Source organism: Sorangium sp. So ce406, from assembly GCF_051474675.1.
GTDB lineage: Bacteria > Myxococcota_A > Polyangia > Polyangiales > Polyangiaceae > Sorangium > Sorangium cellulosum_G.
The window spans coordinates 145463-170147 of record NZ_CP150340.1; the positions used below are offsets into that span (position 1 = coordinate 145463).

Annotated in this window: 23 protein-coding genes; 9 read left to right on the forward strand and 14 right to left on the reverse strand. The window is 71.5% G+C overall.

Annotation, left to right across the window (positions count from 1 at the left end):
• Positions 1-425: 425 nt before the first annotated feature.
• From WME96_RS00545 to WME96_RS00560, 4 genes are all read right to left on the reverse strand, one after another.
• A complete protein-coding gene (locus tag WME96_RS00545; protein WP_437288231.1) occupies positions 426-2660 on the reverse strand; it encodes an ATP-binding cassette domain-containing protein in 2235 nt (744 codons plus the stop codon).
• Between the two features lie 222 nt (positions 2661-2882).
• Entirely contained in the window at positions 2883-4520 is a 1638-nt protein-coding gene (locus tag WME96_RS00550) for a hypothetical protein (RefSeq protein WP_437288232.1), read from the reverse strand.
• Between the two features lie 226 nt (positions 4521-4746).
• Positions 4747-5406: a glutathione S-transferase family protein gene (locus WME96_RS00555; protein WP_437288233.1), complete on the reverse strand. Its 660-nt coding sequence runs from the start codon at positions 5404-5406 to the stop codon at positions 4747-4749.
• 497 nt (positions 5407-5903) lie between these two features.
• Complete coding sequence (locus WME96_RS00560) at positions 5904-6242, reverse strand: four-helix bundle copper-binding protein (protein WP_061614817.1); 339 nt, start codon at positions 6240-6242, stop codon at positions 5904-5906.
• Positions 6243-6970: 728 nt separating this feature from the next.
• Here WME96_RS00560 and WME96_RS00565 point away from each other — a divergent pair.
• From WME96_RS00565 to WME96_RS00585, 5 genes are all read left to right on the forward strand, one after another.
• Positions 6971-7426: a hypothetical protein gene (locus WME96_RS00565; protein WP_437288234.1), complete on the forward strand. Its 456-nt coding sequence runs from the start codon at positions 6971-6973 to the stop codon at positions 7424-7426.
• A gap of 207 nt (positions 7427-7633) precedes the next feature.
• Positions 7634-8392: a class I SAM-dependent methyltransferase gene (locus WME96_RS00570; RefSeq protein ID WP_437288235.1), complete on the forward strand. Its 759-nt coding sequence runs from the start codon at positions 7634-7636 to the stop codon at positions 8390-8392.
• A 277-nt stretch (positions 8393-8669) separates the two neighbouring features.
• Complete coding sequence (locus WME96_RS00575) at positions 8670-10409, forward strand: serine/threonine-protein kinase (RefSeq protein ID WP_437288236.1); 1740 nt, start codon at positions 8670-8672, stop codon at positions 10407-10409.
• Positions 10406-11461 carry a hypothetical protein gene (locus WME96_RS00580; protein ID WP_437288237.1) on the forward strand — a complete coding sequence of 352 codons (1056 nt, stop codon included), beginning with the start codon at positions 10406-10408 and terminating at the stop codon, positions 11459-11461. The genes WME96_RS00575 and WME96_RS00580 overlap by 4 nt, the downstream gene beginning before the upstream one ends.
• Positions 11461-12792 (forward strand): hypothetical protein, encoded by a 1332-nt coding sequence (locus tag WME96_RS00585; RefSeq protein WP_437288238.1) that lies wholly within the window; start codon positions 11461-11463, stop codon positions 12790-12792. Before WME96_RS00580 ends, WME96_RS00585 begins: the two co-directional genes overlap by 1 nt.
• A gap of 73 nt (positions 12793-12865) precedes the next feature.
• Here the strand turns inward: WME96_RS00585 and WME96_RS00590 are convergent, their stop codons facing one another.
• The 4 genes from WME96_RS00590 to WME96_RS00605 all read right to left on the reverse strand — a co-directional run bounded on the left by WME96_RS00590 (position 12866) and on the right by WME96_RS00605 (position 16180).
• Complete coding sequence (locus tag WME96_RS00590) at positions 12866-13579, reverse strand: DUF2306 domain-containing protein (protein ID WP_437288239.1); 714 nt, start codon at positions 13577-13579, stop codon at positions 12866-12868.
• A gap of 127 nt (positions 13580-13706) precedes the next feature.
• Entirely contained in the window at positions 13707-14363 is a 657-nt protein-coding gene (locus WME96_RS00595; protein ID WP_437288240.1) for a response regulator, read from the reverse strand.
• Positions 14360-15508, reverse strand: coding sequence for a sensor histidine kinase (locus tag WME96_RS00600; protein ID WP_437288241.1), 1149 nt, complete (start codon positions 15506-15508; stop codon positions 14360-14362). The genes WME96_RS00595 and WME96_RS00600 overlap by 4 nt, the downstream gene beginning before the upstream one ends.
• A gap of 15 nt (positions 15509-15523) precedes the next feature.
• On the reverse strand, positions 15524-16180 hold the full coding sequence (locus tag WME96_RS00605) for a ferritin-like domain-containing protein (RefSeq protein WP_437288242.1): 657 nt from the start codon (positions 16178-16180) through the stop codon (positions 15524-15526).
• An 81-nt stretch (positions 16181-16261) separates the two neighbouring features.
• On the opposite strand from WME96_RS00605, the gene WME96_RS00610 reads away from it, so the two are divergent.
• From WME96_RS00610 to WME96_RS00620, 3 genes are all read left to right on the forward strand, one after another.
• Positions 16262-17245, forward strand: a complete 984-nt coding sequence (locus tag WME96_RS00610; protein ID WP_437288243.1) for a hypothetical protein — start codon at positions 16262-16264, stop codon at positions 17243-17245.
• Positions 17246-17634: 389 nt separating this feature from the next.
• Positions 17635-18453 (forward strand): MOSC domain-containing protein, encoded by an 819-nt coding sequence (locus WME96_RS00615; protein WP_437288244.1) that lies wholly within the window; start codon positions 17635-17637, stop codon positions 18451-18453.
• Positions 18454-18555: 102 nt separating this feature from the next.
• Positions 18556-19032 carry a DUF2059 domain-containing protein gene (locus WME96_RS00620; protein WP_437288245.1) on the forward strand — a complete coding sequence of 159 codons (477 nt, stop codon included), beginning with the start codon at positions 18556-18558 and terminating at the stop codon, positions 19030-19032.
• Between the two features lie 38 nt (positions 19033-19070).
• Here the strand turns inward: WME96_RS00620 and WME96_RS00625 are convergent, their stop codons facing one another.
• The 6 genes from WME96_RS00625 to WME96_RS00650 all read right to left on the reverse strand — a co-directional run bounded on the left by WME96_RS00625 (position 19071) and on the right by WME96_RS00650 (position 23740).
• A complete protein-coding gene (locus tag WME96_RS00625; RefSeq protein WP_437288246.1) occupies positions 19071-19931 on the reverse strand; it encodes an alpha/beta fold hydrolase in 861 nt (286 codons plus the stop codon).
• A gap of 145 nt (positions 19932-20076) precedes the next feature.
• Positions 20077-20877, reverse strand: coding sequence for a dienelactone hydrolase family protein (locus tag WME96_RS00630; protein ID WP_437288247.1), 801 nt, complete (start codon positions 20875-20877; stop codon positions 20077-20079).
• Between the two features lie 226 nt (positions 20878-21103).
• The gene (locus tag WME96_RS00635; RefSeq protein WP_437288248.1) at positions 21104-21955 is read right to left on the reverse strand and encodes a dienelactone hydrolase family protein; all 852 of its coding nucleotides are present in this window, start codon (positions 21953-21955) and stop codon (positions 21104-21106) included.
• Positions 21952-22935, reverse strand: coding sequence for a TauD/TfdA dioxygenase family protein (locus WME96_RS00640; RefSeq protein ID WP_437288249.1), 984 nt, complete (start codon positions 22933-22935; stop codon positions 21952-21954). Before WME96_RS00640 ends, WME96_RS00635 begins: the two co-directional genes overlap by 4 nt.
• Positions 22936-23087: 152 nt before the next feature.
• On the reverse strand, positions 23088-23435 hold the full coding sequence (locus WME96_RS00645) for a type II toxin-antitoxin system VapC family toxin (protein WP_437292433.1): 348 nt from the start codon (positions 23433-23435) through the stop codon (positions 23088-23090).
• 29 nt (positions 23436-23464) lie between these two features.
• Positions 23465-23740 carry a hypothetical protein gene (locus WME96_RS00650; RefSeq protein ID WP_437288250.1) on the reverse strand — a complete coding sequence of 92 codons (276 nt, stop codon included), beginning with the start codon at positions 23738-23740 and terminating at the stop codon, positions 23465-23467.
• A 342-nt stretch (positions 23741-24082) separates the two neighbouring features.
• On the opposite strand from WME96_RS00650, the gene WME96_RS00655 reads away from it, so the two are divergent.
• Positions 24083-24556 carry a Uma2 family endonuclease gene (locus WME96_RS00655; RefSeq protein ID WP_437288251.1) on the forward strand — a complete coding sequence of 158 codons (474 nt, stop codon included), beginning with the start codon at positions 24083-24085 and terminating at the stop codon, positions 24554-24556.
• The last annotated feature ends 129 nt before the right edge of the window (positions 24557-24685 follow it).

A 24685-nucleotide genomic window follows, 5' to 3' on the forward strand; every position in this document is an offset into this window, starting at 1 on the left:
GCTGATAAGCATTGCCCCTATGCGCATGTACGGAGAGCGCCTGACATTGCAGCACGCCGCTCCGGATGTGCAGGACGGCTATCAAAACCGGCAACGTAGCATCGCTCCTGCAGGCGTGCCACGCGTCGTGCCCTGGTGATCCGAGCTCGTGTCATCGAGCTGGCAGACCACACCGCTCGCGGCTCTCGCACACGGCACGTCCGGGGCTCGGCGCGTGGTGCAAGGGGGGCGCCGCCGCCGAGATGTCCTCTCTGCGGCGCCGCTCGGGGCGAGGCGACGTCATAGACCGAGGAGGTCACGATAGTAAAGACTTTTTCCTACACCGGACGCTGACCGCCTGAGCGGCTCGGCCGGCGGAAGATCATGAACGCGCGGAGGACCCTCCGCCCGGGGACGCCGAGCGCCTCGCCCCCCGTGCGGTCACCTCAGATGAACCGCGCCGTGATGCTCCGCTCGCAGCGCTTCAGCTCCTGCGGCGGCCCCTCGAACAGCACCTCGCCGCCGGCGCTGCCCCCTTCCGGGCCGAGATCGATGATCCAGTCGGCCTGCCGGATCACGTCGAGGTGATGCTCGATCAGGACGACGGTGTTCCTGGCGTCCACCAGCCGGTCGATGATGCCCATCAACAGGCCGATGTCGGAGAGGTGCAGCCCGGTGGTGGGCTCGTCCATCACGTAGACGCTGCCCTGCTTGTGGAGCTCGGTGGCGAGCTTCAGCCGCTGCCCTTCTCCGCCCGACATGGTGCTGAGCGGCTGGCCCAGCTTCAGGTACCCGAGCCCCACGTCGCTCATCGCCTTGACCACGGCCTTGATCTTCTTCTCAGAGAAGAAGGCCAGAGCTTCCTCCACGGTCATGTCGAGCACGTCGCTGATCGTCTTGCCGCGCAGCGTGTACGCCAGCACCTCGGCCTTGAAGCGCTTGCCCTCGCAGATCTCGCAGGTGGAGACGATGCCCTCCATGAACGCCAGATCGGTGTACACCACCCCGAGACCCTTGCAGCTCTCGCAGCTCCCTTCCGAGTTGAAGCTGAAGAGCGACGCGCTGACCTTGCTGGCCTTCGCGAACGCCTGCCGGATGTCGTCCATGATCCCGGTGTACGTGGCAGGGGCCGAGCGGCTGTTCGCCGTCACGCGGGACTGGTCGATCACGATCGCCTCCGGGTGCTGCGCCAGGAAGACATCGTTGATCAACGTGCTCTTGCCGGAGCCGGCGACCCCGGTGACGACCGTGAGCACGCCGGTGGGAATGCCCACGGTGACGTTCTTCAGGTTGTGCAGGGTGGCGTCCTTGATGACCATCTGTCCGGTGGGCTGACGCACCTGCTGCTTGATCGGCAGGTGCTGCTTCAGGAACTTGCCTGTCAGCGTGTCAGCTTCCTTGAGGGCCTCATGGCTCCCCTCGAAGACCACCCGGCCGCCGTGCACCCCTGCCTTCGGGCCGATGTCGACCACGTGGTCCGCGATCGCCATCACGTCCGGATCGTGCTCGACGACAAGCACGGTGTTGCCCTTGTCGCGCAGCTTCTGGAGCAGGCTGTTCAGGCGGGCGACGTCGCGCGCGTGCAGGCCCACGCTGGGCTCGTCGAGGATGTACAGCATCTCGGTCAGGCTGTTGCCGAGGTGCCGGATCATCTTCACGCGCTGCGACTCGCCGCCGGACAGGGTGGAGGTCTCCCGGCCGAGGCTCAGATAACCGAGCCCGATGTCCACGAGGTGCTGCAAGCGCTCGATGAGCCTGGCGCTCAGCCGCACGGCGACCGGATCGGTCAGGCCTTGGAGGAACCTGATGAGCTCCGTCGCGTCGAGGTCGGAGAGCTCGGCGATGTTCCGGCCGTCGATCCTGCACTCGAGGGCGGCCTGGTTGAGCCGCGCGCCGCGGCACACCGGGCACGTCTGCGAGGTGGTGAATTGCTCGAAGACCGCGCGGTTTCGCTCGGACATCGCCGCCGCGTCCTTCTTGAGGTACATGCGGGTGAAGCGCTCGACGAGGCCCTCGTACTTCGAGCCGAACTCGCCGAAGGAGACCTTCACGTCCGCGCCGTGGAGGAGGGCGTGGAGCTCCTCGGCGGTGTAGTCCTCGATCGGCTTGTCGCTGTCGAAGAGGCCCGAGAGCGGGTACATCTTCCACATCCACTTGCCGACCTTGAAATCCGGGTGGAGGATCGCACCGCCGTTCAGGGACTTGCTGCGATCGAGGAGCCTGTCCAGATCGAGCTGAACGGTCTTGCCGATGCCCTCGCACTCCGGGCACATCCCCTGCGGGGTGTTGAACGAGAAGGCGAAGGCCGCCCCGGCATGGGGCTGGCCGATGCGCGAGAACAGCAGCCGCAGCAGGGCGGCGATGTCCGTGTAGGTGCCCGCCGTCGAGCGCGAGCCGCCCCCGACCCGCTTCTGATCGATGATGATCGGCGCGTTCAGGTGCTCGATGCGGTCGACGTCGGGCTGACCGTAATGCGGCAGGAAGCCCTGCACGAAGGCGGTGAAGGTCTCGTTGAGCTGGCGCTGCGCCTCGGCCGCGATGGTGTCGAAGACCAGCGAGGATTTGCCGGATCCAGACACGCCGGTGAACACCGTGATCTTCTGCTTGGGGATGTCGAGCGAGACGTCCTTGAGGTTGTTCTCGCGCGCGCCGCGAACCTGGATGAACTGACGATCCGCCACGGTTGCCTCCTTGTGAGCCCGAAGTGCCCGATCTCCGCAGCCTCACCGCGAAGGAGGAGGGAGAACCAAAACGATGTGCGAATGTCAAGGTCGATTCACGACGCCCGCCCCGGGGCACCGGAGGGCCGTTGAGCGAGGCCGCTGATCCGGCAGCCCTCGCCGCCGGTGACCGGGTTCGCTTCACACTTCTTATCGATGACGTGGGGGCGCGGGTGATCCCCCTCAGAATCGATAGAGGACGTTGCCCTCGTCGCCGGAGACGTAGATCGCGCCCGACGGGCCCACGGCGACGCTGCTCATCGCGAAGGTCGGCACGGTCGCGGTGATCGCGTCGAGCCCCACCTCGAGGCGCTTCGCCACGACCGTGGTGTGCCCGGTCGACGGATCGATGCGCAGGAGCCGGCGCCTGCCGCTCTCCACGACGAGCAGGGTGCCGTCGAGATCGACGGCCATCCCCTCCGGCTGGTCGAGGCCGGCGGCCACCTCGAACGGCGGGGAGAGCGTCACGCCGCCGGACACGAGCTGGAGGACCGCGCCCGTGGCCCAGTCGGCGGCCCAGAGATCGCCGCCCGACACGGCGAGGCCCGAGGGCACGGTCATCGGAGCGAGCGTCTCGAGTCCGCCGCTGGTCTTGCGGACGACGCGCGCCGCGCCCGGCGCCGCGCCGAGCTCGGCCACCACGAGATCTCCCTGGAGCCGGACCGCGTTGAGCGGCGAGGCGAAATCGGTGTGGGTCTCGAGGACCGTCTCCGTCGCCGGGTCGTAGACCTGAACGACGCCCGCGAACCACGCGCTGAGGATCAGCGACGCGCCGTCCGCGTACACCGTGGCGGGCGCGTGGAACTCCGTGACGCCCAGGAACGACTTCGTCACGTCGAGCGGAGCGCCCGTGTCGCCGTCGAACTCGCGCAGCGACGCCAGGTCTGCGACATAGACCGACTCGGCGCCTCCCTGGCTCACCACGGCCACGCCGCCGGGCAGGATCATGCCGCCCGGGAGCAGCGTGCGCGCCTGCCCGTTCGGCTCGATCCGGACGACGAAGCCGTCGGCGGCGCTCGAGACATAGAGCTTGTTCTGCGCGTCGATGGCCAGGTTGTCGAGGCCGGCGGGGAGCACCGCGAGGACCTCCGTGTCGCCGGTCGCGACGTCGATCCGCACCACCTCGCCGTTCTGATCGACCGCGTGGAGCCGGCCGAGCCCGTCGAACTTGACCGCCGCGGGGATGAAGAAGCCGTCCGCGACCGTCTGGACATCGCACTCCAGCTCCGGGTCGACCGCGTCGGTGCAGGAGTCCACATCGATGCTGACCACCCGGCCCTGCGTCCAGATCGGCCCGTACAGCCGGCCGTCGGGGCCCCAGTCCATGCCGTTCAGGAAGCCGAGGTTGCGCGTGATGAGGCGCGGCGGATCGGACAGCGCGGGATCGACCTCGTAGAGCGCGTCACCGAGGAAATCGAGGGCCACGAAGAGCCGCCCCGTGTCGGAGAAGGTGATGGGGTTGACCCCGGGCGCGACGAACTGCTGGGTGATGTCGCCCGACGGCGAGCGCCGCACGACGTTCCCCGTCATGAGCGAGGTCCAGTAGAGCGAGCCGCCCGGTCCGAACGTGAGGTCATCGGGGCCATCGACCCCGTCCGACCCGTCGAGCCGGCGCACGACGGCGCCGCTCTTGCGGTTGACGACGGCGATCTCGTTTCCGAGGAAGCTCGCGACGTACAGCTTGCCATCCGGTCCAACGTTCATCCCGTTGGCGCCGTGCAGCCGCGCGCCCTCGACGAGGATGGAGCGCTTCGCGTGAGCCGTCGACGAGAAGCCAAGAAGCAATGTGCCAGCGAGCACGAATGCAAAGGGCCTGTGCATAGCTCTCCTTTCACCGCCGCGCGTGGGCCGCAGACCCCGGGATCACGATGATGTCGGGCGCGAGACCCCCGAGACGGCGAGGACTTCCGGCGGACGCGTGTGTCACGCAGGATTGCATGAGCACGATACCACGGTCCGTGGGCGCGTGTCCCTGCGGCCCGTCGCGCTCGGGGTCGCATCGACGCGCTGGTCGGCGGCGGGCGCAGATCTCACTACATCGAGCGCGTCACTTGCGCCTGGCGATGAAGTCCTGGAACGCCCTGGCGGCTTCGGCCTCGACCTTCTGGACGTGGGGGCGCTGCCGCAGCAGCGCGAAGAGGCTCTGGAGCTGCGGCCAGTCGTCGTAAGGGTCCTTGCCGGTGAGCGCCTTGAGCACCACGCTGGCGATCGGCATGACCGTGATCGCGGCGAGATCCGCGTAGGTGAGCTCCGCGCCGGCGATATAGGGGCTGAACTTCGCCATGCGCTGGAGGGCGCCGATGCCGCGCAGGACGCCCTGCTCCGCGCGGGCCACCTGATCCGGCGCCGCGCTCTGGCCGAAGAGCACCGCGGGCAGCACCGGGCGAACCGGGGTGTCGATGCTGGAGTCGATGACGGACATGATCGCGCGACACTGCGCCGCCTCCCAGGGGTCGGCGGGCAGCAGGCGGCTCTCCTTCGGTCCGATGGCCTCGATGTACTCGATGATCGCCTGGGACTCGATGAGACAGCCAGCCGATCCCGACCTCGCGATGAACGGGATCCTGCCCAGCGGGCTCTTCTCCAGGTACGCCGCGTCCTGGGACGGCGGCGCCACCTCCTCCACGAAGGGGACCCCCTTCTCGAGCAGGGAGAGCTTCACCTTGTTGTAATAATTGCTCAACGGAAAGCCATAGAGCGTGATCATCGGAGACCTCCTGTCTTCAGCGCGGCCCAGCAGACGGCATGCCCCCTGCCGCTGTCAAGGAGATCATCACGCCCCAGGCGAGCTCCCCGTCACGGCGCGCGTCGACGGATCTGCATGAAAGGTCGCGCGGCGCGCCCTTCCATCACGAGCGCATCGCAGCTCGCTACCCTCGAGACAGCGAATGGACGCCGGCAGCCACCATGACAGCGCCAGCGGCGCGCGCCGGCGCGGCTCGGCTGGCGCAGCGGTCGAGGTGGAAGGCGGCCTGCAGGAGGTGGGGAAAGCCAGGGGATGGGTCAATCCAAGGGAAGGAGCGGCCGCGACGCGAGGAGCTGCTTCTGCTGTTCGCGTCTCGGCGCTTCAAGCGCAGGTCACTTCAGGCGAGGTTGAGGAAGCTCGATGAGATGGTCGTCCCACCTTCCAGTCCCAAGCATGGCGCCGGCCGCGCCCGTCCGAGGCCGGACGGTCAAGGAGAGAGACGCCGCTTCCCCGCCGGGTCAGATCTGCCGGCACGCGGCCGCGCAGCGGCGGCACTCGTCGGCGCACGTCTTCATCTGGACATCGCCGGTGAGCTTGTCGCAGCTCGCCGCGCACAGATCGCAGAGGGCCGCGCACGCGCTCGTGATCTGGGCGCGCTGCGGCGAGCTGCGCAGGAGGAGCTTGGAGGCCGCCTCGCAGATGTCGGCGCAGTCCTGGAGCAACCGTACGTGCGTCGCGTCGGCGTGAGCGCCGCCCATCTCGAGGCAATACTGGCTTGCATGGGTGCAGATCGCCCCGCAATCCTGGGTGAACCGGGCCACCTCCCGGAACGATCTGTCCCCCGGAAATCTGCTCATGAGAACCCCCCTTCGGTCAACCGGTCTGCTCCTCGCCGCGGGGCATCTCGCGACAAAGAGGCAACCTTGGTATCCAGAGGTTGAATGGATTGAGCGACCTTCGCACGTCGGGCCGTCCCGCATATGGGCCTCGGAACAGGGATTGACGCGCCGAGCCCTGGTGTCCTGAACGCGCCGCGCGACCGCCGGGGCGGCCGGGCAGGCGCGCGTTCACCCGATCGGAGCGGCCGCTCCCGCCCTGGTCGCTCGGGCGGCGCGGCGCTTCGACCGTCCCGTGCCCCTCGGGGAGCCGCCCGGCGAGGTCGAGCTCGGAGGCGCCGTCTCCGCGGCCGCACTCCAGGCGATCGATCCGGAGCGACCATTCACGCGCGCTGCCGGTCGAGGCGGCTCACGCGCGCTTCCGGTCGCGGCGGGGGCCGGTCGGGGCGGCGCGGCCGGGTGTGCGGCTGGCGATCATGCGATGGGAAGCGACAGCGCGCTGCGGCTCCGGTCCGCGCCGCGCGAGGCGCTCACGCCGTTCGCCTGGGGGAGCTCTGTCGGCGCATTGTCCTTGCGGTCTGCCTCTTGCCTTGCGCGATCGATTCGACACGACAGGAAGATCCGTGAGCCCACCGGACGGCGCGCGAGCGTGCTTGTCCCTGGCGTGGGCGCGTCAACCCGGATCTCCGCAGAAGGCAGGAAAGAAGAGCGAGGCCATCGGAAGCAAGGCCATCGGAAGGAGGATTGTGATGATCGGAGCTGTGCAGTTCGTTCGGCGGGCGCTGCTGCCCGCGGCGTGCCTCGGCGTCGCCCTGATGCAGGCTGGAGACGCGCGGGCCCAGGCCGTGAAGCCCGTGTGGGCCAGCAACACGTTCCAGTCCAGCGAGCACTGCGATCCGCAGACCAAGCTCCTCGCCGGCGACTACCTGAACCGTGGTTACGGGGTGTACTCCGCGAACCGCAAGTACCACCTCATCATGCAGGACGACGGCAACCTCGTGCTGTACCGGGTGCCGGCGCAGGCGCTGTGGTCCACCGGCACCGCCGGGCAGGCCATCAAGCATGCGATCCTGCAGGCGGACGGCAACCTCGTGCTCTATGACTACGCGGGCCAGCCGAAGTGGTCGTCGAACACCCAGGGACACCGGGGAGCGTTCCTGGTGGTCCAGTGCGACGGCAACCTGGTCATCTACGCGCCCACCTAGCGCCGGGCCGCTGGCGCGGGCGCGCGCCGGCTGGCGCCGCGTCCCGGAAGCTCGTCCCTGATCACGCGATGCGCAGCGGCGTGGACACGGTCATCGTCGCGGGGAGGACCAGGCGGCGGGCCGGCGGTACGAGCGACCGAAAGATCCGCCAATCCGGCATGAAACAGCGCCCTCCCGCGGAGGCGCCGCGCGCGCTACGTCGTGGTGATGCTGATTGACGTGGTGGACGAGATGACGGGACGGCTGCTGGCCGACGCGGGCATCGGCGCCGGAATGCGCGTCGTCGACGCTGGCTGCGGTCGCGGGGATGTCTCGCGGATGATCGCGCAGCTCGTCGGGGCGCAAGGGCAGGTGGTGGGCGTCGACCGCGACGCGCCTTCGATCGCGGCGGCGCGGGAGCGGGCGCGCGAGCTCGGTCTCTCGAACATGACCTTCGCCGAGGGCGACCTGGGCGCGCTGGCGCCCGAGCACGGCCACTTCGACGCCGTCGTCGGCAGGCGCGTGCTGATGTACCAGCCCGACGGCGTGGCGGCCGTGCGCAGCCTCTCCCGCGCCCTGCGCCCCGGAGGTGTGGTGGTGTTTCAGGAGCACGACGCCACGATGGTGCCGGCGAGCGTCGCGCCGCTCCCGCTCCACGAGCGCGTGTCTCACTGGATCTGGCGCACGGTGGAGCGAGAGGGCGCCGACATTCACATGGGCTTCCACCTCGCGGCCGTGCTGGAGCAGGCGGGCCTCGACGTCGTGCGCGTGCGCGCGGAGGCGGTCGTGCAGACGCCCCGGACACGCTACCGCACCGTCGCGATCGTCCGTGCGATGCTGCCCCGCATCGTGCAGCGGGGCGTCGCCACCGAGGCCGAGATCGACGTCGACACGCTCGAAGAGCGCCTCATGGAGGAGCGGACGAAGGCGAACGCCACGTACATCAGCGACATGGTCTTCGGCGCATGGGCCCGGAAGCCCGCCTAGCCACGTCGACCGCGCCGACGCGGCGACCGCCTCGGAAGAGCTCGCGCTCGAGCGCCGCCGCGTCGAGGAGGTAGCCCCTGGACGCCTCGAGGGCGCGCAGACGGCGCAGGGGGACGCCGACCAGGTGCCCTCGCCATTCCCGTCCTCGCCGCCGGTCCGCGATCCACGGCAGATCCCGGCAAGATCCCGGCAGCTGAACGCCGAGAGCCTTTCGCTTGCGCCCCCGCGATCGCGCCGATAATCTCGCCGGCCGGGGCCATCGCCGACAAGGCAGCGCATGAGCATGCCGGATGATCTTCCGCTTCAGCCAGGCGACGTCCTGAGGGGGAAGTACCGTATCGTCCGGGTGATCGGCGCGGGCGGCATGGGCGCCGTCCTGGAGGCGCACCACCTCGTCCTCGACCAGCGCGTCGCGATCAAGCTCGTGCTGCCCGAGGCGGCGAAGCGCGACGGGAGCGTACCGCGCTTCCTGCGGGAGGCGCGCGCGGCGAGCAGCCTGCGGAGCGAGCACGTGGCCCGGGTGCTCGACGTCGACACGCTCGACGGAGGCCTCCCTTACCTGGTGATGGACCTCCTCGAGGGAACGGACCTCTCGGCGCGGCTCCGGGCCGAGGGGCCGCTTCCGATCGAGGAGGCGTGCGAGATGGGCGTGCAGATCTGCGAGGGGCTGTCCGAGGCCCACGCGCGCGGGATCGTGCACCGGGACATCAAGCCAGGGAACCTCTTCGTCGTGCGCCGCGCGGACGGCAGCCCGCTCGTCAAGGTGCTGGACTTCGGTATCGCCAAGCTCGTGGCGCCGGCGGACGAGATCAGCGCGGACAGCTTGACGAGCCAGAATGCCCTGGTGGGCTCTCCGCTCTACATGTCGCCCGAGCAGATGCGCTCGTCCCGCGCGGTGGACATGCGCAGCGACATCTGGTCGCTCGGCGTCGCGCTCTACCAGGCGCTCTCCGGCAAGCTGCCGTTCGAGGCCGAGACGTTCGGGGCGCTGATCCTCCTCGTGACGCAGGAGCTCCCTGCGCCGCTGGCCTCCCTGCGCGCGGGGTTGCCCGAAGCGCTGAGCCGGTCGATCATGCGGTGCCTGGAGCGCAGGCCGGAGGACCGGTGGCAGGACGTCGCGCAGCTCGCGGCGGCGCTCGCGCCGTTCGCCCCGGCGCGGTGCCGGCCTCTGGTGGAGCGCGCCCAGGCGACGCTCGCCGCGGCGAGCGGGCGCGGCTCGCTTCCCTCTGCGCCGCAGGCGCCGGAGGCCGCCCCGGCCGGCGCTGCGAGCAGCCTGCCGATGTCCACCACCGCGCCTGCCCCCGTCCGCTCCGCAAGCACGCCGGCCAACTCCACCACCGTGCCGGCGGCGCCCGTCGGCGACACGCAGGCAGCGGACGCCGGCCTGCCGGTCTGGGGTCGCGACGCGCCCCATCCGGCGGCTGCTCCTGGCGCGACGCTCGCGCTCGCGCCGACCATGACGCAGACGGCCGCGCCGTGGTCGGGCAGCCAGCCGCCGGCGCCTCGGGGGCGCCCCCGAGGGCTGCGGCTCGCCGGCGGCGCCGCGGCGCTGGCGGGGCTGGCCGCGGTGGCGCTGCTGCTCCCGGAGCGCCGGGACCCGGCCGCCGAGACCGGGGACACGCCGACGGCCGTGCCCTCTTCGCCTGCGGCGCTGGCCGCGCCCGACCGGCCCTCGGGGCGGCCTGTGTCCGAACCGCCCCCGGCGCCGTCTGCGCCCGAGGGTCTCCGGGAACAGACGGCGCCCGAGCCGCACGCGGCGCCGCGTGCGTCCGAGCCGCTCCCGGCCCAGCGCGACCCCGCGGCGGCGCGCGCCGCCGAGCCCGCGGAGCCCGCCGCTCCTCCCGTCGCCTCGGCAGGGCGCCCCCGCGCGGCCGCCCCGCCGCCCCGCGGCGCCTCCCCGCGCGTCGGAGCGCCGCAGCCCGATGCGCGCGCCGCCGCTCCCGTGCCGGCTGCGTCCGCCTCCGCGGGCGGCGCGCCCCAGGACGCCCCTGTCCCTGATTACGGATCGCGAAAATGAGCTGGCGCCTCGCTGCCCGGCGCGGCGCCGTCGCGCTCGCGGGCGCCGCCCTGCTCACCGCCGTCCCTGGGCTGTCGCGCGCGCAGGCGGGGGCCGATGCGGCGACCGCGGAGCTCCTCTTCCAGCAGGCGATCGAGCTCATGAAGCAGGGCAAGTACGATGAGGCGTGCCCGCGGCTCGCGGAGAGCCAGCGGCTCGATGCCGGCGTCGGGACGCTGCTGTACCTCGCCGCCTGCTACGAGAAGCTCGGCCAGAGCGCGAGCGCCTGGGCCACCTACCGCGAGGCGGCGGACGCGGCCCGCCGCAACGGCCAGCCCGACCGCGAGCAGAAGGCCCGCGAGGCCGCGGCGGCGCTGGAGGCGCGGCTCTCGCGCCTGCTCGTCGAGGTCCCCGCGGCGAGCGCCGCGCCGGGGCTCTCCGTGCGGCGCAACGGCCAGGAGGTCAGCCCCGTGCTCTGGGGGACGCCGGTGCCGGTCAACCCCGGGACCTACACGGTCGAAGCGAGCGCGCCGGGCAGGCTCCCGTGGTCGGGCGCGGTCACGGTCGAGCCGTCCGGCGGCACCGTGACCGTGGCCGTGCCGCCGCTCTCGGAGGCGCCGCCGGCGCCGAGCGCGCCGCCCGCGGCGCCCGCGAGCGCGCCGGCCGCGAGCGCCGCGCCCGCGGCCGCGCGCGTCCCGCCGGCTGCGCCGCCGGCGCCCCCGGCCGCGGCCGGCATGCCCGCGCAGCGGCGCGTCGCCCTCGTCGTGGCCAGCATCGGCGTGGTCGGCATGGGCGTGTCCGCCGGCCTGGGCTTCGCGGCGCGCGCGCGGCAGGAGGACTCGGGCGCGTACTGCGACGGCGATCTCTGCGACCCGGAGGGGCTCATGATCCGCAACCAGGCCCTGGACGTCGCGCGGGCCGGCACCGTCGTGTTCATCGCGGGGGCTGCAGCCGTGGCCGCGGCCGGCGTCCTCTGGTTCACCTCCGGGTCGCCCGGCGCCAGCGCCGGGGCGCGGCCGATGCTCCACGTCGGCCTCGGGCCGACCGGCTTCTCGCTCGGAGGACGGTTCTGATGCGCTCTGCTGGCGCGGTGCGCGCGCTCGTGGGCGCCGCAGCCCTCCTCGGCGCGGCGGGGTGCGACGTGGTCTTCGGCATCCGACCTGGACAACCACGGCCGTCCGGGGAGGGCAGCGGGGGAGACGGCGGTGGTGGCGAGCTCGAGGTCGCGGGCAGCATCGACGCCGACACCACATGGACGCCCCGCCGGCCTCCGCGGCTGCGCGGCCCCGTCGTCGTGGAGGCCGGCGCGACGCTCACCGTCGAGGCCGGCACGACCGTCCTCGCCGACGACGAAAGCCTCCTTGTGATCAAGCCCGGGGCGCGGATCCTGGCGAATGGCACCCGCGAGGCGCCGGTCGTGTTCACGAGCGCGCACGCGCGGCGGCGCCCCGGCGACTGGGGCGGGCTGCTGATCTGCGGCAAAGCCCGCATCAACCAGCCCGACGGGACGTGGGCGCCCCGCGCGCCGCCCCGCGCTCTCTTTCTGATCTGCGGCGGAGAGGACGACGAGGAGGACAGCGGCACTCTGCGCTACACGCGGATCGAGTTCGCCGGTCGCGCTTTCTTCGGGGACGAGTACATGGCCGGGCTCGAGCTCATCGGCGTCGGGCGCGGCACCGTGATCGACCACGTGGAAGTGGTCCAGTTCATGGACGACGGCGTCTACGTCGTCGGTGGCGCCGTGGGGATGAAGCACGTCCTCGTGGTCGGCGGGGAGGATGACAGCTTCGACTGGGAGTACGGCTGGCGCGGCAAGGGGCAATTCCTCGCCGGGCTGAGGACGGACTCGCCCGCTCACGAGAGCGGGATCGAGGGGAGCGACGACGGCAGCAGCGACTCGCTGGCGTCGAACCCCGAGCTGTACAACGTCACGCTCCTCGGCAACCCCGCCGCCGACCAGGGGTGGGCCGGCATCGAGCTCGACACCGGCACACGAGCGCGCCTGCACAACGTGCTCGTGGCCGATTTCATCGAGTCGGGCATCGAGATCGTCGATGATCGGACCGCCGTGAACGCCCGTCGGAAGCGGATCGAGGTGACGCACTCCATCTTCGCCAACGAAGAGAACTTCGAGGAGAGCGACTCTTCGACAGATTACGATGAGGACCCGTGGATCATGGATCCGGTATGGATGAACCGAGAGATGGACGACTCATCCGCCGCCGGCATCCGGGGCGCCTCGTGGCGTTCGCTCGACCTGTCGCTCGCGCCGGGCTCGCCGGCGCTGAGCGGCGCCGCGGCGCCGCCGGAGGACGGCTTCTTCGATCCGGCCGCGCGCTTCGTCGGCGCCTGCGGCGCGACGTGCGAGGATTTCGAGGGCTGGACCGTGTTCCCCGTCGAGTGAGCGGGCGCGGCGAGCGAGAGGCCCCTGCCGAGCATGAACGAGCGCTCTCATGGCGCCTCGTTCACCTGCCCTGTCACGCGACCTGAGAGGGCCCGTGCGGGAGCTGGACGACGGCCCTGGCGGGTGCCGGTGGAGTCATCGATCCCCTGTGGCCCCTGTGGATGATCCACTCTGCGACGGCCACGTTGATCACCCAGCCGGCGCCCATGAGGAGCGCCCTTACGCCCTCGTTCGGCTGTCCAGCGAGCAACACCCAGGGCAGGTGGGTCAGCACCTGAGTCCCTGCGCCCAGACCGATGGCATAGCCGCGCAGCATCCAGGCGCCGTGGCGGACGAAGTCGCGCCGCCAGAGGGAGACAACGCCGAGGAGGAGCGACGTCAACATGGCCGAGCCGAAGAGCAGCCGGAGGACGGCAAGAGCGTCGCCGTCGCCCTCGGGGAGCTCGTAACGCGCCTGCATCCATAGACCGGAAGCCGCAGCGACGATCCCTGACGGGACCACGACCCACCCCGCCGCGCGGTGCCAGCGAGGTCTCCGGCGGCGGAAGCCGGAGGAGAACTGGAGCGCGCCCAGGACCGCAAACACGCTGACGCTGAGGATGTGCAGCACGATGGGCAGGGGCGCGGCGAAGAAGCGCGCGTTGTCAGGGGTGACCTCGCCGCCGGCGCTCAGCTCGATCATGCGAAACGCACCGGCAGCTACCGGGACCGCGCTGAGGCCGATCAGAGACGCGGGCACGAGCCAGTCTCGCCTCGCCGAGGGGGTCGTGGTGCTCTTGTTCGTCATGAAGCGAACCTAGCCACCGCCCCAGGTGCGGCACAATTGGCGCTAAGGCCAGAGCTCGGTCGACCAGGAGTCCGATGGGGAGGTCCTACTTTCGGCCAGGTGCACCCCCCGGCGCCGGTCCGACGGGTCAGTCCCGAACGCGACCCGTCTCGTGGGCCCAGAGGGCGATCTCGACGCGGTTGCGCGCGCCGAGCTTCGTCATGAGGCTGGCGATGTGAGCCTTGACGGTGCTGAGGCTGATGTGGAGCTCGTCCGCGATCTCGGCGTTGGTTCGCCCGCGGGCCACCGTCAGGAGCACCTCCTCCTCGCGGGCGGTGAGGGCCTCGCCGGGCTGCGCTCGTGGCCGGTTGGGCTGAGAGGCGGCGAACGCGGAGAGGAGGCGGGCGGTGACGCTCGGAGCGATCAAGGCGTCGCCGTTGGCCGCGGCGCGGATCGCCTGCGCGAGCAGGTCGGGACCGGCGTCCTTCAGCAAGAAGCCGCGGGCGCCGGCCTTGAGGGCGCCATACACGTAGTCGTCGTGATCGAAGGTGGTGATCACGACGACCGCGAGCGGCCGGTCGACCGTGGGGCCGGCGAGCCGTCGCGTGGCCTCGATGCCGTCGATCCCGGGCATGCGAACGTCGAACAGGCACACGTCGGGGCGCAGGGCGAGCGCCAGCTTCACGGCCTGGTGTCCGTCGGCGGCGACGCCCACGACCTCGATGTCGGGCTGGGCGTCGAGGATCATGCTGAGCCCGGTGCGGATGATCTCCTGATCGTCGGCGACGAGGACTCGAATGCTCATGTGGACCGTCCATTCCGGGGCAGCACAGCCGTCACCGTCCAGCCGCGCTGTGGGCCCGGGCCCGCGTGGCACGTGCCGCCGAGCAGCTCCGCCCGCTCGATCATGCCGACCAGACCGTACCCCCTCGACGCGGCATGGCGAGCAGGGACCGCATGACCATCGTCGGTGACCCGCAAACGCACGGAGGCGTCGTCGGTCGTGACGTCGACGTCAATGCGGGTCGCGTGGCGAGCGTGCCGGCGGGCGTTGGTGATCGACTCTTGCGCTATACGAAAGATCGCGGCAGAGACCGAGGACGGCAGCCCGTCGAAGCTCCCGGTCAGCTTGACCTCGACGGACGGTCCTGCGGCGGACGGGCTCGCGAGCCGCTCGATGTCGGCGATCCGCGGGCTCGGAGCGAGCTCGGCCGGCTCGTCCCGGCGGAGGAACCGGACCATCGTGCGCATCTCCCCGAGCGCGCGAGACGCCTCGTCCGCGATCACGCGGAGCGCGTCCACGGGCGCCTCGGGGCGCGCCGACGCGGCTGCCAGGCCAGCTTGCGCGCGGATCGCGATCGCCGATACGTGGTGGGCGACGGTGTCGTGCAGGTCGCGGGCAAGGCGCTCTCGCTCGGCCAGCTTGGCTTCGTCGAGCTCTCGCAGGCGCACGCGATCCCGGTAGCGCACGGCCGCGCCCAGCGCCATGGTCGAGCTCAGGACGGCGGATCCCCCGATGATGTCACCGATCTCGGCCCGGGTGGAGATCAGATCGAACGACGCCGCGGCCGCCATGATCAACAATCCGATGATCGCTTCACGGCCCGTCCCCCACCGGAACAGTGAATAGGGAAGCAGCAGCATGTACGCCATCGTGTGCAGCCCTGGCGGCTCGCTGCCGGCAGCCAGGGCCGCGAGCTTCATGGCCGTGACGAGGCCAAACGCGATCGCGACCATCTGCAGCGGCCTGGTCCTCCGCCACAGCAGCGTCGGCGAGAGCCCGACGCCGACGACCAGCGAAGCGGCGCGCCATGGGAGATCGGATCGGAACGTGGCCTCGAGGAGCCCGACCACGGCGAACGCCGCCAGGAGGACCCAGTCCATCCGGACGCGTCGAGGTGCGTGCGGTGCTCGTGGTTCGGACCACACGGATCGAAAGAGCTCTCGCACCTGGGTGACGCCGCGTCAGCACCCGGGCGCCCGGCAGACACCCATCTTGATGCGCGCGATCTCCTGGAGCTCCTCGGCGATCTCGAGCGTGCGCAGCGCGGCGGCGCGCGCGAGGGCCTGGGCCTCGTCGGTGACGGCGAGGCGCGCGAGCAGCCGCCGGCCCATCTCGTGGTGGTGGCCCTCGTCGGGCTGGATGACGTCGCGGTAGAGCCGCGCGGTCTCGGCGTCGCCCTGCGCCTCGCAGTACTCGATGAAGGCCTGGTTGTGCACCTTCGCGAGCGCCTCGCGCGTGAACTGGCCCGCGGCGACGCGTTCGACCGTGGAGCCGAGCCCCTTCAGGTACGCGTACATCGGCGTGGGCGACCCGAACCTGGCCGGCAGGGCCGCCGGGTCGACGCCGAGCGCGCGCAGGCGGTCGGCGATGAGCCGGTAATGCCGCGCCTCGTCGCCGCACTGCCGGGCGAGGGCGAGCTTCACCTCGACGTCGGTCTCGGTGGTGAGCCAGAGCGCGGCCTCCTCGGTCGCCTCGAGCTCCTTCTTGAGCGCGGTCGCGAGCAGCTCCGGGACGCCGATGCCGCTCCGGGGCTCGGCCGCGCCGGCCGCGGCGCCGATGTGGGCGAGGCGCTCGCCGACCTTGCGATCGAGCTCGTCGAGGAATTCCTCTGCATTCATGTGGGACATGATGGGTGCGCCCCGGGCGGCGGGTCAATAGGCGGCCCTTCCGCGGGCGAGGGGAGGGTGTACGATCCCGGGATGGCCTGGAGCTTCCTGCCCTCGTGGATCGAACTCGAGTCGGTCTCGATCTCGTTCGAGCTCCCCGCGCGCACCATCCTGAAGCGCACCGGGGTGGCCGCCCTCGCGACGTCGAGCGCCACGGCGCTCCGCCTGACGCTCGCGCCGACGCTCCTGCGCGTCGCGTTCGAGCCGTACCTCGTCATCGACCTGCCGCCGCCGCTCGGCGACATGGGGCTTCAGCAGGTCGAGTACGACTTCCGCACGGGCGCCATGGCCCCCAACGTGTTCTACACGGGGGGCCTCGTCCGGGTGGGGAAGGGTTCGGCCGAGGACGAGGCCCGCGCGTTCATGCGCGATCTCGTCACCTCGACGCCCATGGCCATGCCCCCATACGACCCGACGAGCGATCGCGATCTCGTGCTCACGGTGCGTCAGGTGCTCTCGAACCTCGAGTCCGGCGGCGGCGGTCCCCCCGTCCGCGGCGCGCGCCTCTCCGCGCGGCTGACGCTGCGCCAGGAGCTCGCGGGCGCGGTGGGTCCGGACGGGTTCTGCATCCCGGCCGGCGCGACGATCGCCGCGAGCGTCGATGTCGAGGGAACCCGGGAACAGATCGAGACGGCGCCGCGTGTGCGGCGCATCGAGGTCGACTGTTCCTCCGCGGTGCTCCGCAAGAACGGATCCGACCAGGCGGATCTGCGCCGCTTCGTCGTGCATCGCGGCGGGGACATCGCGGTCGAGCGGGTGGAGCCGCTCGGCGCGGCCGGCCAGGCGGCGGGGGTCGAGTCGCTCGTGCGCCTGTTCGGGGCGCTGGCGGCCGGCGGCGGCGTCGCGCTCGACCCGCAGCGCCTCGGGCCGAGCGCGGTCGAGGGGCTGGTCAAGGAAGAGATCGCGCGTGCGCTGCGCCCCGTGCTCGTCGAGTGGGTGCAGCAGAACGCCGAGATCGTCGCGGGGATGGACCTGCGGAAGGTGCTCGGCATCGCGGAGGGGCAGGACGTGGCGTGAAGGCGTGAGGGGGGCGCGGCAGCCTCGGTGGACAGCACGCGTGGCTGCCGCCCACTGCTGGTGGCGCATTGCGATGCGCCAGCCGGGGAAGCCTTGTTCCCAGGGGCCGTGCCCCTGCGCAGCTCTCCCGCGCCGTTGGCCCCTTTACAGCGCTTCCGGCTGTCCAGGTGCTCACCCTGAGAGCTCTTCTTCGCGCACCGACCCGCTGGCCATCGATTCCCCTCGTCCCCGTCGCACTTCCATGTCTCCACTGCCGCTCGAACATCGGGCCGGGCGGATGCGAGAGGGGCGCCTGCGCGGCGCCTGAGCGAGGCGCCCGTCGCCCCGCCTTATCGATGTCCCCACGAGGGCGCCGTCGGCGCGGAGCGGAGCGTGGTATAAGCGCCGCAATGCGTATCTCGGCCATCCACATCTATCCCGTCAAGGGCTGCCGGGGCATCGCGCTCGACGCGGCGTCCCTCGACGAGCTCGGCCTCGCCGGCGATCGGCGGTTCATGATCGCCGACCCCGACGGCAAGCCGCTCACGCAGCGCCCGCTGCCGCGCATGGCGCTCATCGAGACGCAGCTCTCCCCGAGCTCGCTCACGCTCCACACCGCCGGCCGCGCGCCGGTCTCCGTGCCGCGCGCGGCGCAGGGCGCGCGGCTGCTCACCGTCGAGGTCTGGAACAGCACCGGCCTCCAGGCCGAGGACTGCGGCGACGAGGCCGCCGCGTGGCTCAGCGAGACCCTGGAGCAGCCGGCGCGGCTCGTGCGCATCGGCGAGGCGTTCCGCCGGCCCGTCCTCCGGCCCTCGGTGGCGCGCCCGGAGGACGTCGTGACGTTCGCCGACGAGTTCCCGCTGCTCGTCATCTCCGAGGCCTCCCTCGCCGATCTGAACGCGCACCTCGAGGAGAGCGGCGCCGCGCCGGTGCCGATGGATCGCTTCCGGCCCAACCTCGTCGTGAGCGGGTGCGCCGCCTTCGACGAGGACCGGTGGGGCCGCGTCCGCATCGGGGACGTCGTGCTCCGCGCCGGCGGCCCGTGCGCCCGCTGCGTGGTCACGACGACCGATCAGCGCACCGCGGAGCGCGGCCCGGAGCCGCTCCGCACGCTCGCCACCTACCGGCGCGACCCGGAGAAGCGCGGCGACCTCAACTTCGGTCAGAACTACATCCACGAGACGAAATCCGGCGCGCTGCGCGTCGGCGACGAGGTGACGCTGGCGTGAACAGGCGCCGACGGCGCGCGTGCGCGCGTGTGCGTGAGCGCGCGGCGCCCCCGAGGATCGAGCCCGAGGCGGGCGGCGGGGCATCCGTGGTAAAGGAGGAGCATGAGAAAGCATGCGCTTCGTTCCTGGATCGTCTCGCTCTCCGTCGTGATCGCGCTCTCGCTCGTGTCGCTCGGCAGCGCACAGGCCGGAGAGGCAGAGAAGAAGCTCGCGCGGGAGCTCACGCACCTCGTCATGCCGAAGGAGGTCTACAACGCGCTCCTCGATCAGCTCATGTCCAACATGGGGGCCTCGATGCAGCAGGCGGGCGCGAAGGTCTCCGCGAGCGACGCCGGGAAGCTGAAGGCGGTCGTCGCCGAGGTGCTGCCGTACGACGAGCTCGTCCAGTGGAACGTCGAGATCTATGCGGGGAAGTTCACCGCCGATGAGCTGAAGGAGCTCATCAAGTTCTACAACACGCCTGTCGGGAAGAAGGCCGCGAAGCTGCTCCCCGAGATCAGCGGGGAGGTGGGGAAGAAGGTCGGGGCGGTCATCGTCCAGCGAATGCCCGCGGCGATGCGGAAGGCGGGGGTCCAGTAGCGCGCGCCTGGCACGCCGCGCGAGGGTGGCTGTCCGCGCTACCGCTTGTAGACCAGGAAGCCGGCGATGGCGTCGAGGAGCGCCCGCGGCTCGTCGGCGCGCACCGAGTGGCTGCTGCGCTCGAAGATGCGGAGATCGGCGCCGGGGATGAGGCGCGCGATCTCCTCCGAGAGATCGGGCGGGCAGATCCAGTCGTGCCGGCCGGCGATGACGAGGGTGGGCACCTCGATCTCGGGGAGGCGCGGCGTGAAGTCGAACGTGCGCATGAACCGCTCCAGGGCGACGTTCCATGCCTCGACGTTGTAGATGGTGCGCGCGCTCGACTCGGCCGCCTTCTGCGGATCGAAGGTGGTCGAGTAGAGCGGCCCCATGATCTCGAGGAACTCGGCGAACTGCGCGTCGCTCTCGAGCGCGCCGGCCCAGAGGCGCTCGCACGCCGCGCTCTGCCGCTCCGTGCCGCGCTCGGCGACGATCTGCTTCGCCCGGTCGATGAGGCGGTGGCTGGCCGCCGTGGCCACCAGGATGAGGTGAGAGATGTGCTGCTGGTATTCGAGCGCATAGGCCATGGCCACCATGCCTCCATAGGAGGTGCCCATGACCGCGATGCGATCGAGGCCGAGGTGCAGGCGCAGCGCCTCCATGTCCTCGACGTTGTTCTCGAGGGTATAGGTGTCCTTCGGCCCGCGCGCCGAGCGGCCCTGTCCGCGATGATCGAAATAGACGAGCTGCGCCCGGTCGGCGAGCGGCGTCATCCCGGCCTTGTGGGAGGAGTGGTCGGCGCCCGGCCCGCCGTGCACGACGAACATCACCGGCTTCTCGCGCATCTCGGGGCCGTCGGGGACGAGGCCCATGCCGTCGATGTCGAAGTAGATCTCGGTGTCCCGGAGCTTCGCGCGCATCGCGCGAGGCTACTCGATCAGGGGAGCCGGGGGGCGAGGGGGGCGTCTCGAGGGAGCGCGCGGGTGCGCGCGGAGTAGCAGCGGAGGCGCAGCTTGCTGCCGGGGCAGCAGCGGCCGCCGGGGCGGGGGGGCGGGCCCGTCGCGGTCAGGCGACGCCGTGCTGGGCGAGCCAGTCGAGCTGACGTTGCCACGCGTCGGCGGCGGCCTCGGGGCGGTAGCTCGGCCGGTAGTCGGCGTAGAAGGCGTGCGGGGCGTCCGGGTAGACGTGGATCGCCGAGCGCGCCGCGCCGGGCGCGGAGGCGGCGCGGAGGGCGTCCTGCAGCTCGGTGACGGTCGGCAGGGGGATGCCCTGGTCCTGGCCGGCGTAGAGGCCCAGGACGGGCACCTGGAGGGCGCTGGCGACGTCGATCGGGTGCTTCGGGTGCGCCTCGGTGCGATCGCCGGTGAGGCGGCCGTACCAGGCCACGGCGGCCTTCAGCGACGGGTTGTGCGCGGCGTACAGCCACGTGATGCGCCCGCCCCAGCAGAAGCCCAGCGCGGCCGCCTTGTCGACGTCCGCCTTCCCGGAGGCGCCGGCGAAGGCCACGCTCGCGTCGAGGTCGGAGAGCACCTGCTGGTCGGGCACGCGGCCCGCGAGGGCGCGGAACTCGTCGATGGTGCCGAGGCGGCTCGGGTCGCCCTGGCGGACGAACAGGTCCGGGGCGAGGGCGTAGTAGCCGCGCTTCGCGAGGCGGCGGACGACGTCGCGGATGTGCTCGTGGACGCCGAAGATTTCCTGGATCACCAGCACCAGGGGAAAGGGGCCGCCGGAGGCGGGGTGGGCGCGGTAGCCGGGGAGGTCGCCGGCCGGCGCGGGGACGGTGACGGCGCCGGCGACGAGGCCGTCGTCATCGGTGTGGATGGGCTTCGGAGCGTTGCTCTCGGCGATGGGGGGGGAGGCGGTCATGGCCGGCCGACGGGCAGGCTTCATGCCACGGACGAGGCGACCGGCCAGGCGGCCGACCCGGGTTGAGGTGACCGACCCGGGTTGAGGCGGCCGACCCAGGTTGAGGCGGCCGACCCAGGTTGAGGCGGCCGACCCAGGTTGAGGCGGCCGACCCAGGTTGAGGCGGCCGACCCAGGTTGAGGCGGCCGACCCAGGTTGAGCCGGCCGACCCGGGTTGAGCCGCCGCCTACCCCGCCGCGCGCGCGCCCTCTCCGGCGACCGCCTGCGGCCGCGGCTGCGCCGCGCTCCCGGTGCGCTCGGCGAAGAACTCCCGCGTGCGCCGCCACGCGAGCTGCGCCGCCTCGGCGTGGTACACCGGCCGCGTCTCGTTGAAGAACCCGTGGCGCGTCCCCGGGTACACGAACCCGATCAGCTCCCGCCCCGCCGCCCGGAACGCCTCCTCCACCGCGGGCGCCCTCGGCGTGATCGCCGGATCGTCCTCCGCGTAGTGCACCTGCAGCGGAAAGCGCGCGCTCTTCACCTGCTCCAGCGGCGGCGCCTGCCCGTAGAAGACCGCGCCCGCCGCGAGCTCCACGCCCCCCACCGCGAGCTGCCCGACGAGCCCCCCGCCCAGCGAGAACCCGACGGCGGCGATCCCCCCCGGGCGCACGTCGGCCCGGTCGGCCAGGTGCGCCACCGCGGCCCTCGCGTCGGGCAGGTACGTCGACGTATCGCGGCCGCTGAACCACGCGAACACCTTCTTCAGCCGCTCCTGCTCCTCCGCCGGCAGCCGCGCGACCACCTCGTCGCGATCCGCCGCGCGCAGCAGCCCCACGCCGCGGGCCACCTCCGCCTCGGTGAACGTCCGGTGGGCCGGGTCGTGCGAGTACAGGTTCGGCGCGAACGCCAGGTATCCCTCCTGCGCGAAGCGCCTGGCCAGCTCGATCGTGTGGGCGGTGAGCCCCAGCCCCTCGTGCAGGATCAGCACCGCCGCCGTCGGCGAGCGCCCGCCCGTCGCGGGGCGCACCTGCACCGCCTCCACCGTCCCCCGGGGACCGAGGAACGACGTCCTCTCGACGCCCGCGCCCGCGGCCGTCACGCCTGCACCTCCGCCTCGGGCGCCTTGTCCTTGCGGGCGGCCTTCAGCTTGCTCGGGGGCCGCTTGCCGAACGGCTCGCCGGCCACGATCTCCGAGCGCACCCCGTCGACCCCCACCGGGATGTCCCCGGTCAGCGTCACGCGGTAAAGGACGCGCTCCACGTCGAGGTGCCCGAGGTCCTGCGGCCCGAGGTGCGCCGTCGCCCGGTTGTCCCAGAACGCGACGCTGCCCGGCTCCCACCGGAACCGTACAGTGTACGACGGCCGGCTGATCTGCTCGAAGAGCAGGTCGAGGATCGCGCTGCTCTCGCGCGGTGACAGCCCCACGATGTGGCTGGTGAAGCCGGGGCTGACGAACAGCGCGCGCTCGCCGGTCTCGGGGTGGACGCGCACCACGGGGTGGACCGAGATCAGCGGGTTCTCGCGCACCTTGCGCAGGTACGGGCTGTCCTGGTCCTGCGGGGCGAACCGCAGCCCGAAGCGGTGCTCGGCGCGCAGCCCGTCGACGAGCGCGCGCACCGGCGCGGACAGCCCCTCGTAGGCGGCCACGAGGTTGGTCCAGGTGGTGTCGCCGCCGTAGGGCGGCAGGATGTGCGCCCGCAGGATCGACGCCGCCGGCGGGTTCACGGCCGCGGTGACGTCGGTGTGCCAGCGGTTCTCGTAGCTGAACCGCCTGCCGTAGCGCTTGTCGTAGCGGCGGCTGTCGATGGCGAGGATCTCCGGGTGCTCGTCGAACGGCTCGTCCTCGTGCGGGTGGGCGTACGTCACCTCGCCGAAGCGCGCCGCGAAGGCGATCTGCTCGGCGTGGCCGAGCTGCTGGTCCCTGAAGAAGACGACCTTCCACTTCAGCAGCGCCGCGCGGATGGCGGCCACGGCCTCGTCGGGCAGCGGCTTCGAGATGTCGGCGCCGTGGATCTCGGCGCCGATGTGCCCTGCGAGCGGCTTCACCTGGACGGATTGATCGGATGGTCTCTGGCTCATGGGTCTCCTCCGCGCCGTTCCCCCGGCCACGGCTGTGGCGATCAGCGGCAGCCCGGCTATGCGGATGTCGTGCCAAGAGGCGAGCAGCGGCTCAGCCGGCGAGAGGCTCGCGCGAGGGGCGTAACTCGCTCAGGGCGCTGTACGGAAGATCATCACCAGATGGTCACGACGAGGCGGGAGGTCCGTATCTGATGATCCTTCGTGATGAGCTCTGCATCGGCCTTGATCGTCGTCGCGACAATGAGCCGGTCTGCCGGATCTCCGTGCAAGGGGAGCTGTGCGGCGAGCGCTGCGACGGCCGGATCGATCGGCAAGAGGAGCGTTCCGCTGCTGGCGAGCGCGTCTTCGAGCCATCGGTGTGCCGGTCGGTCGAGCTCGAGCCTCCCTTTCTCGGCGAGCATCGCGATCTCCCAGCAGCTCATTGCCGAGACTCCAAGCCTGTCTGCTCCATCAATGGCGATCGTTGCTTGCTCGGAGAGGCGATCTGGAGACGCGACCAGTCAGAACCAGGCGTGGGTATCCAGCACGATCACGGTTTCAGGTTCTCCTCGTCGCATGTCCACGCGTCGGCGTTCTCGACGGGAGACTCGAGATCATCAACGAACCGAGCGGAGCCGGCGAGCCGTCCAAACCGCTCGGGGTGACGCCGGTGTGACGGCGTCAGCGGTGGTGTGTCCTGCGTCGCGGGTGCGTTCGCGAGGGCGATGTGCTTGGCCCGGAGGCGCTCGACGATGGGAAGGAGCGCATGAACGTCCTCATCGGAGAGATCAGCGAGCTGTTGAACCAGGAGCTGCCGGGCGGTCATGGTGGTGAGCCTACTGCATGGCGCGCGCACGCTCCACAGCTGGCGCCGCGAGGGCGCCCCCGGAGCGGTCAAGCTGACGGTTCCGGGGCGTCGATGCTTCTCCGTTCGCCTCGCGAGATCCTCGGATCCGCCGCAGTCGAGGGCGGCGTGGATGCAGCCATGCCGCACCGCCGCTCGGCCGCGCCCGCGCGCCCGCTGCGCGAGGCGGACGCGGCTCGCTGTGCCATACTGCGTGCCCATCGTGGCCCCTGCCCATCGCATCCATCACACGTACGCCGAGTACCTGGCCCTCGAGGCGTCCAGCAACGTCAAGCACGAGTACCTCGACGGTCAGATCTACGGATGGCGGGAGGCACGCCGGAGCACGCCGCGCTCGCCGCGGCGGTCATCGGCCTCCTCTTTCCCGAGCTCCGCAGAGGTCGCTATGGGGCTTACGATTCCGACCTTCGCGTGCGCGTGCCCTCGACCGGACTCGCCACCTACCCCGACGTCACGGTCGTGTGTGGGCCGATCGAGCGCGACGCCCAGGACGAGCAAGCCGTGACGAACCCGACGCTCATCGTCGAGGTGCTGAGCCGCAGCTCCGAGGAGCACGACAGAGGCGACAAGTTCGAGCACTACAAGAGCCTCGCCTCGTTGCGCCAGTACGTGCTCGTGTCGCACCGGGAGCGCAGCGTGGAGGTCTGGACGCGCGACGGAGGCGGCTGCTTCACATCCGCCGTTGCGCGCGAGGGCGACGTCGCGCACCTCGCGTCCATCGGCGCCCGGCTCGACGTCCGCGAGCTCCACGAGGCTGCGGCCGAGCCGGGGGACTGAGGACAGACCAGCGGGCCATTCTGCGGGCTTCGAACACCGCCGGCGAGCCTCCGCGCGATCCCCGCGGCGGGCGCCGCCCAGAAGCGCCACAGAACGCCGCGGCCGTCATGCAGCGTTGCGCGCGTGCTG

What these genes read in the sequence shown, in the direction of transcription:
- WME96_RS00655 (WP_437288251.1), top strand. Translation starts at nt 24,083, where the DNA reads ATGGCGGGAGGCACGCCGGAGCACGCCGCGCTCGCCGCGGCGGTCATC.
- WME96_RS00550 (WP_437288232.1), bottom strand. Translation starts at nt 4,520, where the DNA reads ATGCACAGGCCCTTTGCATTCGTGCTCGCTGGCACATTGCTTCTTGGC.
- WME96_RS00650 (WP_437288250.1), bottom strand. Translation starts at nt 23,740, where the DNA reads ATGACCGCCCGGCAGCTCCTGGTTCAACAGCTCGCTGATCTCTCCGAT.
- WME96_RS00605 (WP_437288242.1), bottom strand. Translation starts at nt 16,180, where the DNA reads ATGAATGCAGAGGAATTCCTCGACGAGCTCGATCGCAAGGTCGGCGAG.
- WME96_RS00560 (WP_061614817.1), bottom strand. Translation starts at nt 6,242, where the DNA reads ATGAGCAGATTTCCGGGGGACAGATCGTTCCGGGAGGTGGCCCGGTTC.
- WME96_RS00565 (WP_437288234.1), top strand. Translation starts at nt 6,971, where the DNA reads ATGATCGGAGCTGTGCAGTTCGTTCGGCGGGCGCTGCTGCCCGCGGCG.
- WME96_RS00630 (WP_437288247.1), bottom strand. Translation starts at nt 20,877, where the DNA reads ATGACCGCCTCCCCCCCCATCGCCGAGAGCAACGCTCCGAAGCCCATC.
- WME96_RS00620 (WP_437288245.1), top strand. Translation starts at nt 18,556, where the DNA reads ATGAGAAAGCATGCGCTTCGTTCCTGGATCGTCTCGCTCTCCGTCGTG.
- WME96_RS00555 (WP_437288233.1), bottom strand. Translation starts at nt 5,406, where the DNA reads ATGATCACGCTCTATGGCTTTCCGTTGAGCAATTATTACAACAAGGTG.
- WME96_RS00580 (WP_437288237.1), top strand. Translation starts at nt 10,406, where the DNA reads ATGAGCTGGCGCCTCGCTGCCCGGCGCGGCGCCGTCGCGCTCGCGGGC.
- WME96_RS00585 (WP_437288238.1), top strand. Translation starts at nt 11,461, where the DNA reads ATGCGCTCTGCTGGCGCGGTGCGCGCGCTCGTGGGCGCCGCAGCCCTC.
- WME96_RS00575 (WP_437288236.1), top strand. Translation starts at nt 8,670, where the DNA reads ATGAGCATGCCGGATGATCTTCCGCTTCAGCCAGGCGACGTCCTGAGG.
- WME96_RS00615 (WP_437288244.1), top strand. Translation starts at nt 17,635, where the DNA reads ATGCGTATCTCGGCCATCCACATCTATCCCGTCAAGGGCTGCCGGGGC.
- WME96_RS00625 (WP_437288246.1), bottom strand. Translation starts at nt 19,931, where the DNA reads ATGCGCGCGAAGCTCCGGGACACCGAGATCTACTTCGACATCGACGGC.
- WME96_RS00595 (WP_437288240.1), bottom strand. Translation starts at nt 14,363, where the DNA reads ATGAGCATTCGAGTCCTCGTCGCCGACGATCAGGAGATCATCCGCACC.
- WME96_RS00610 (WP_437288243.1), top strand. Translation starts at nt 16,262, where the DNA reads ATGGCCTGGAGCTTCCTGCCCTCGTGGATCGAACTCGAGTCGGTCTCG.
- WME96_RS00590 (WP_437288239.1), bottom strand. Translation starts at nt 13,579, where the DNA reads ATGACGAACAAGAGCACCACGACCCCCTCGGCGAGGCGAGACTGGCTC.
- WME96_RS00640 (WP_437288249.1), bottom strand. Translation starts at nt 22,935, where the DNA reads ATGAGCCAGAGACCATCCGATCAATCCGTCCAGGTGAAGCCGCTCGCA.
- WME96_RS00570 (WP_437288235.1), top strand. Translation starts at nt 7,634, where the DNA reads ATGCTGATTGACGTGGTGGACGAGATGACGGGACGGCTGCTGGCCGAC.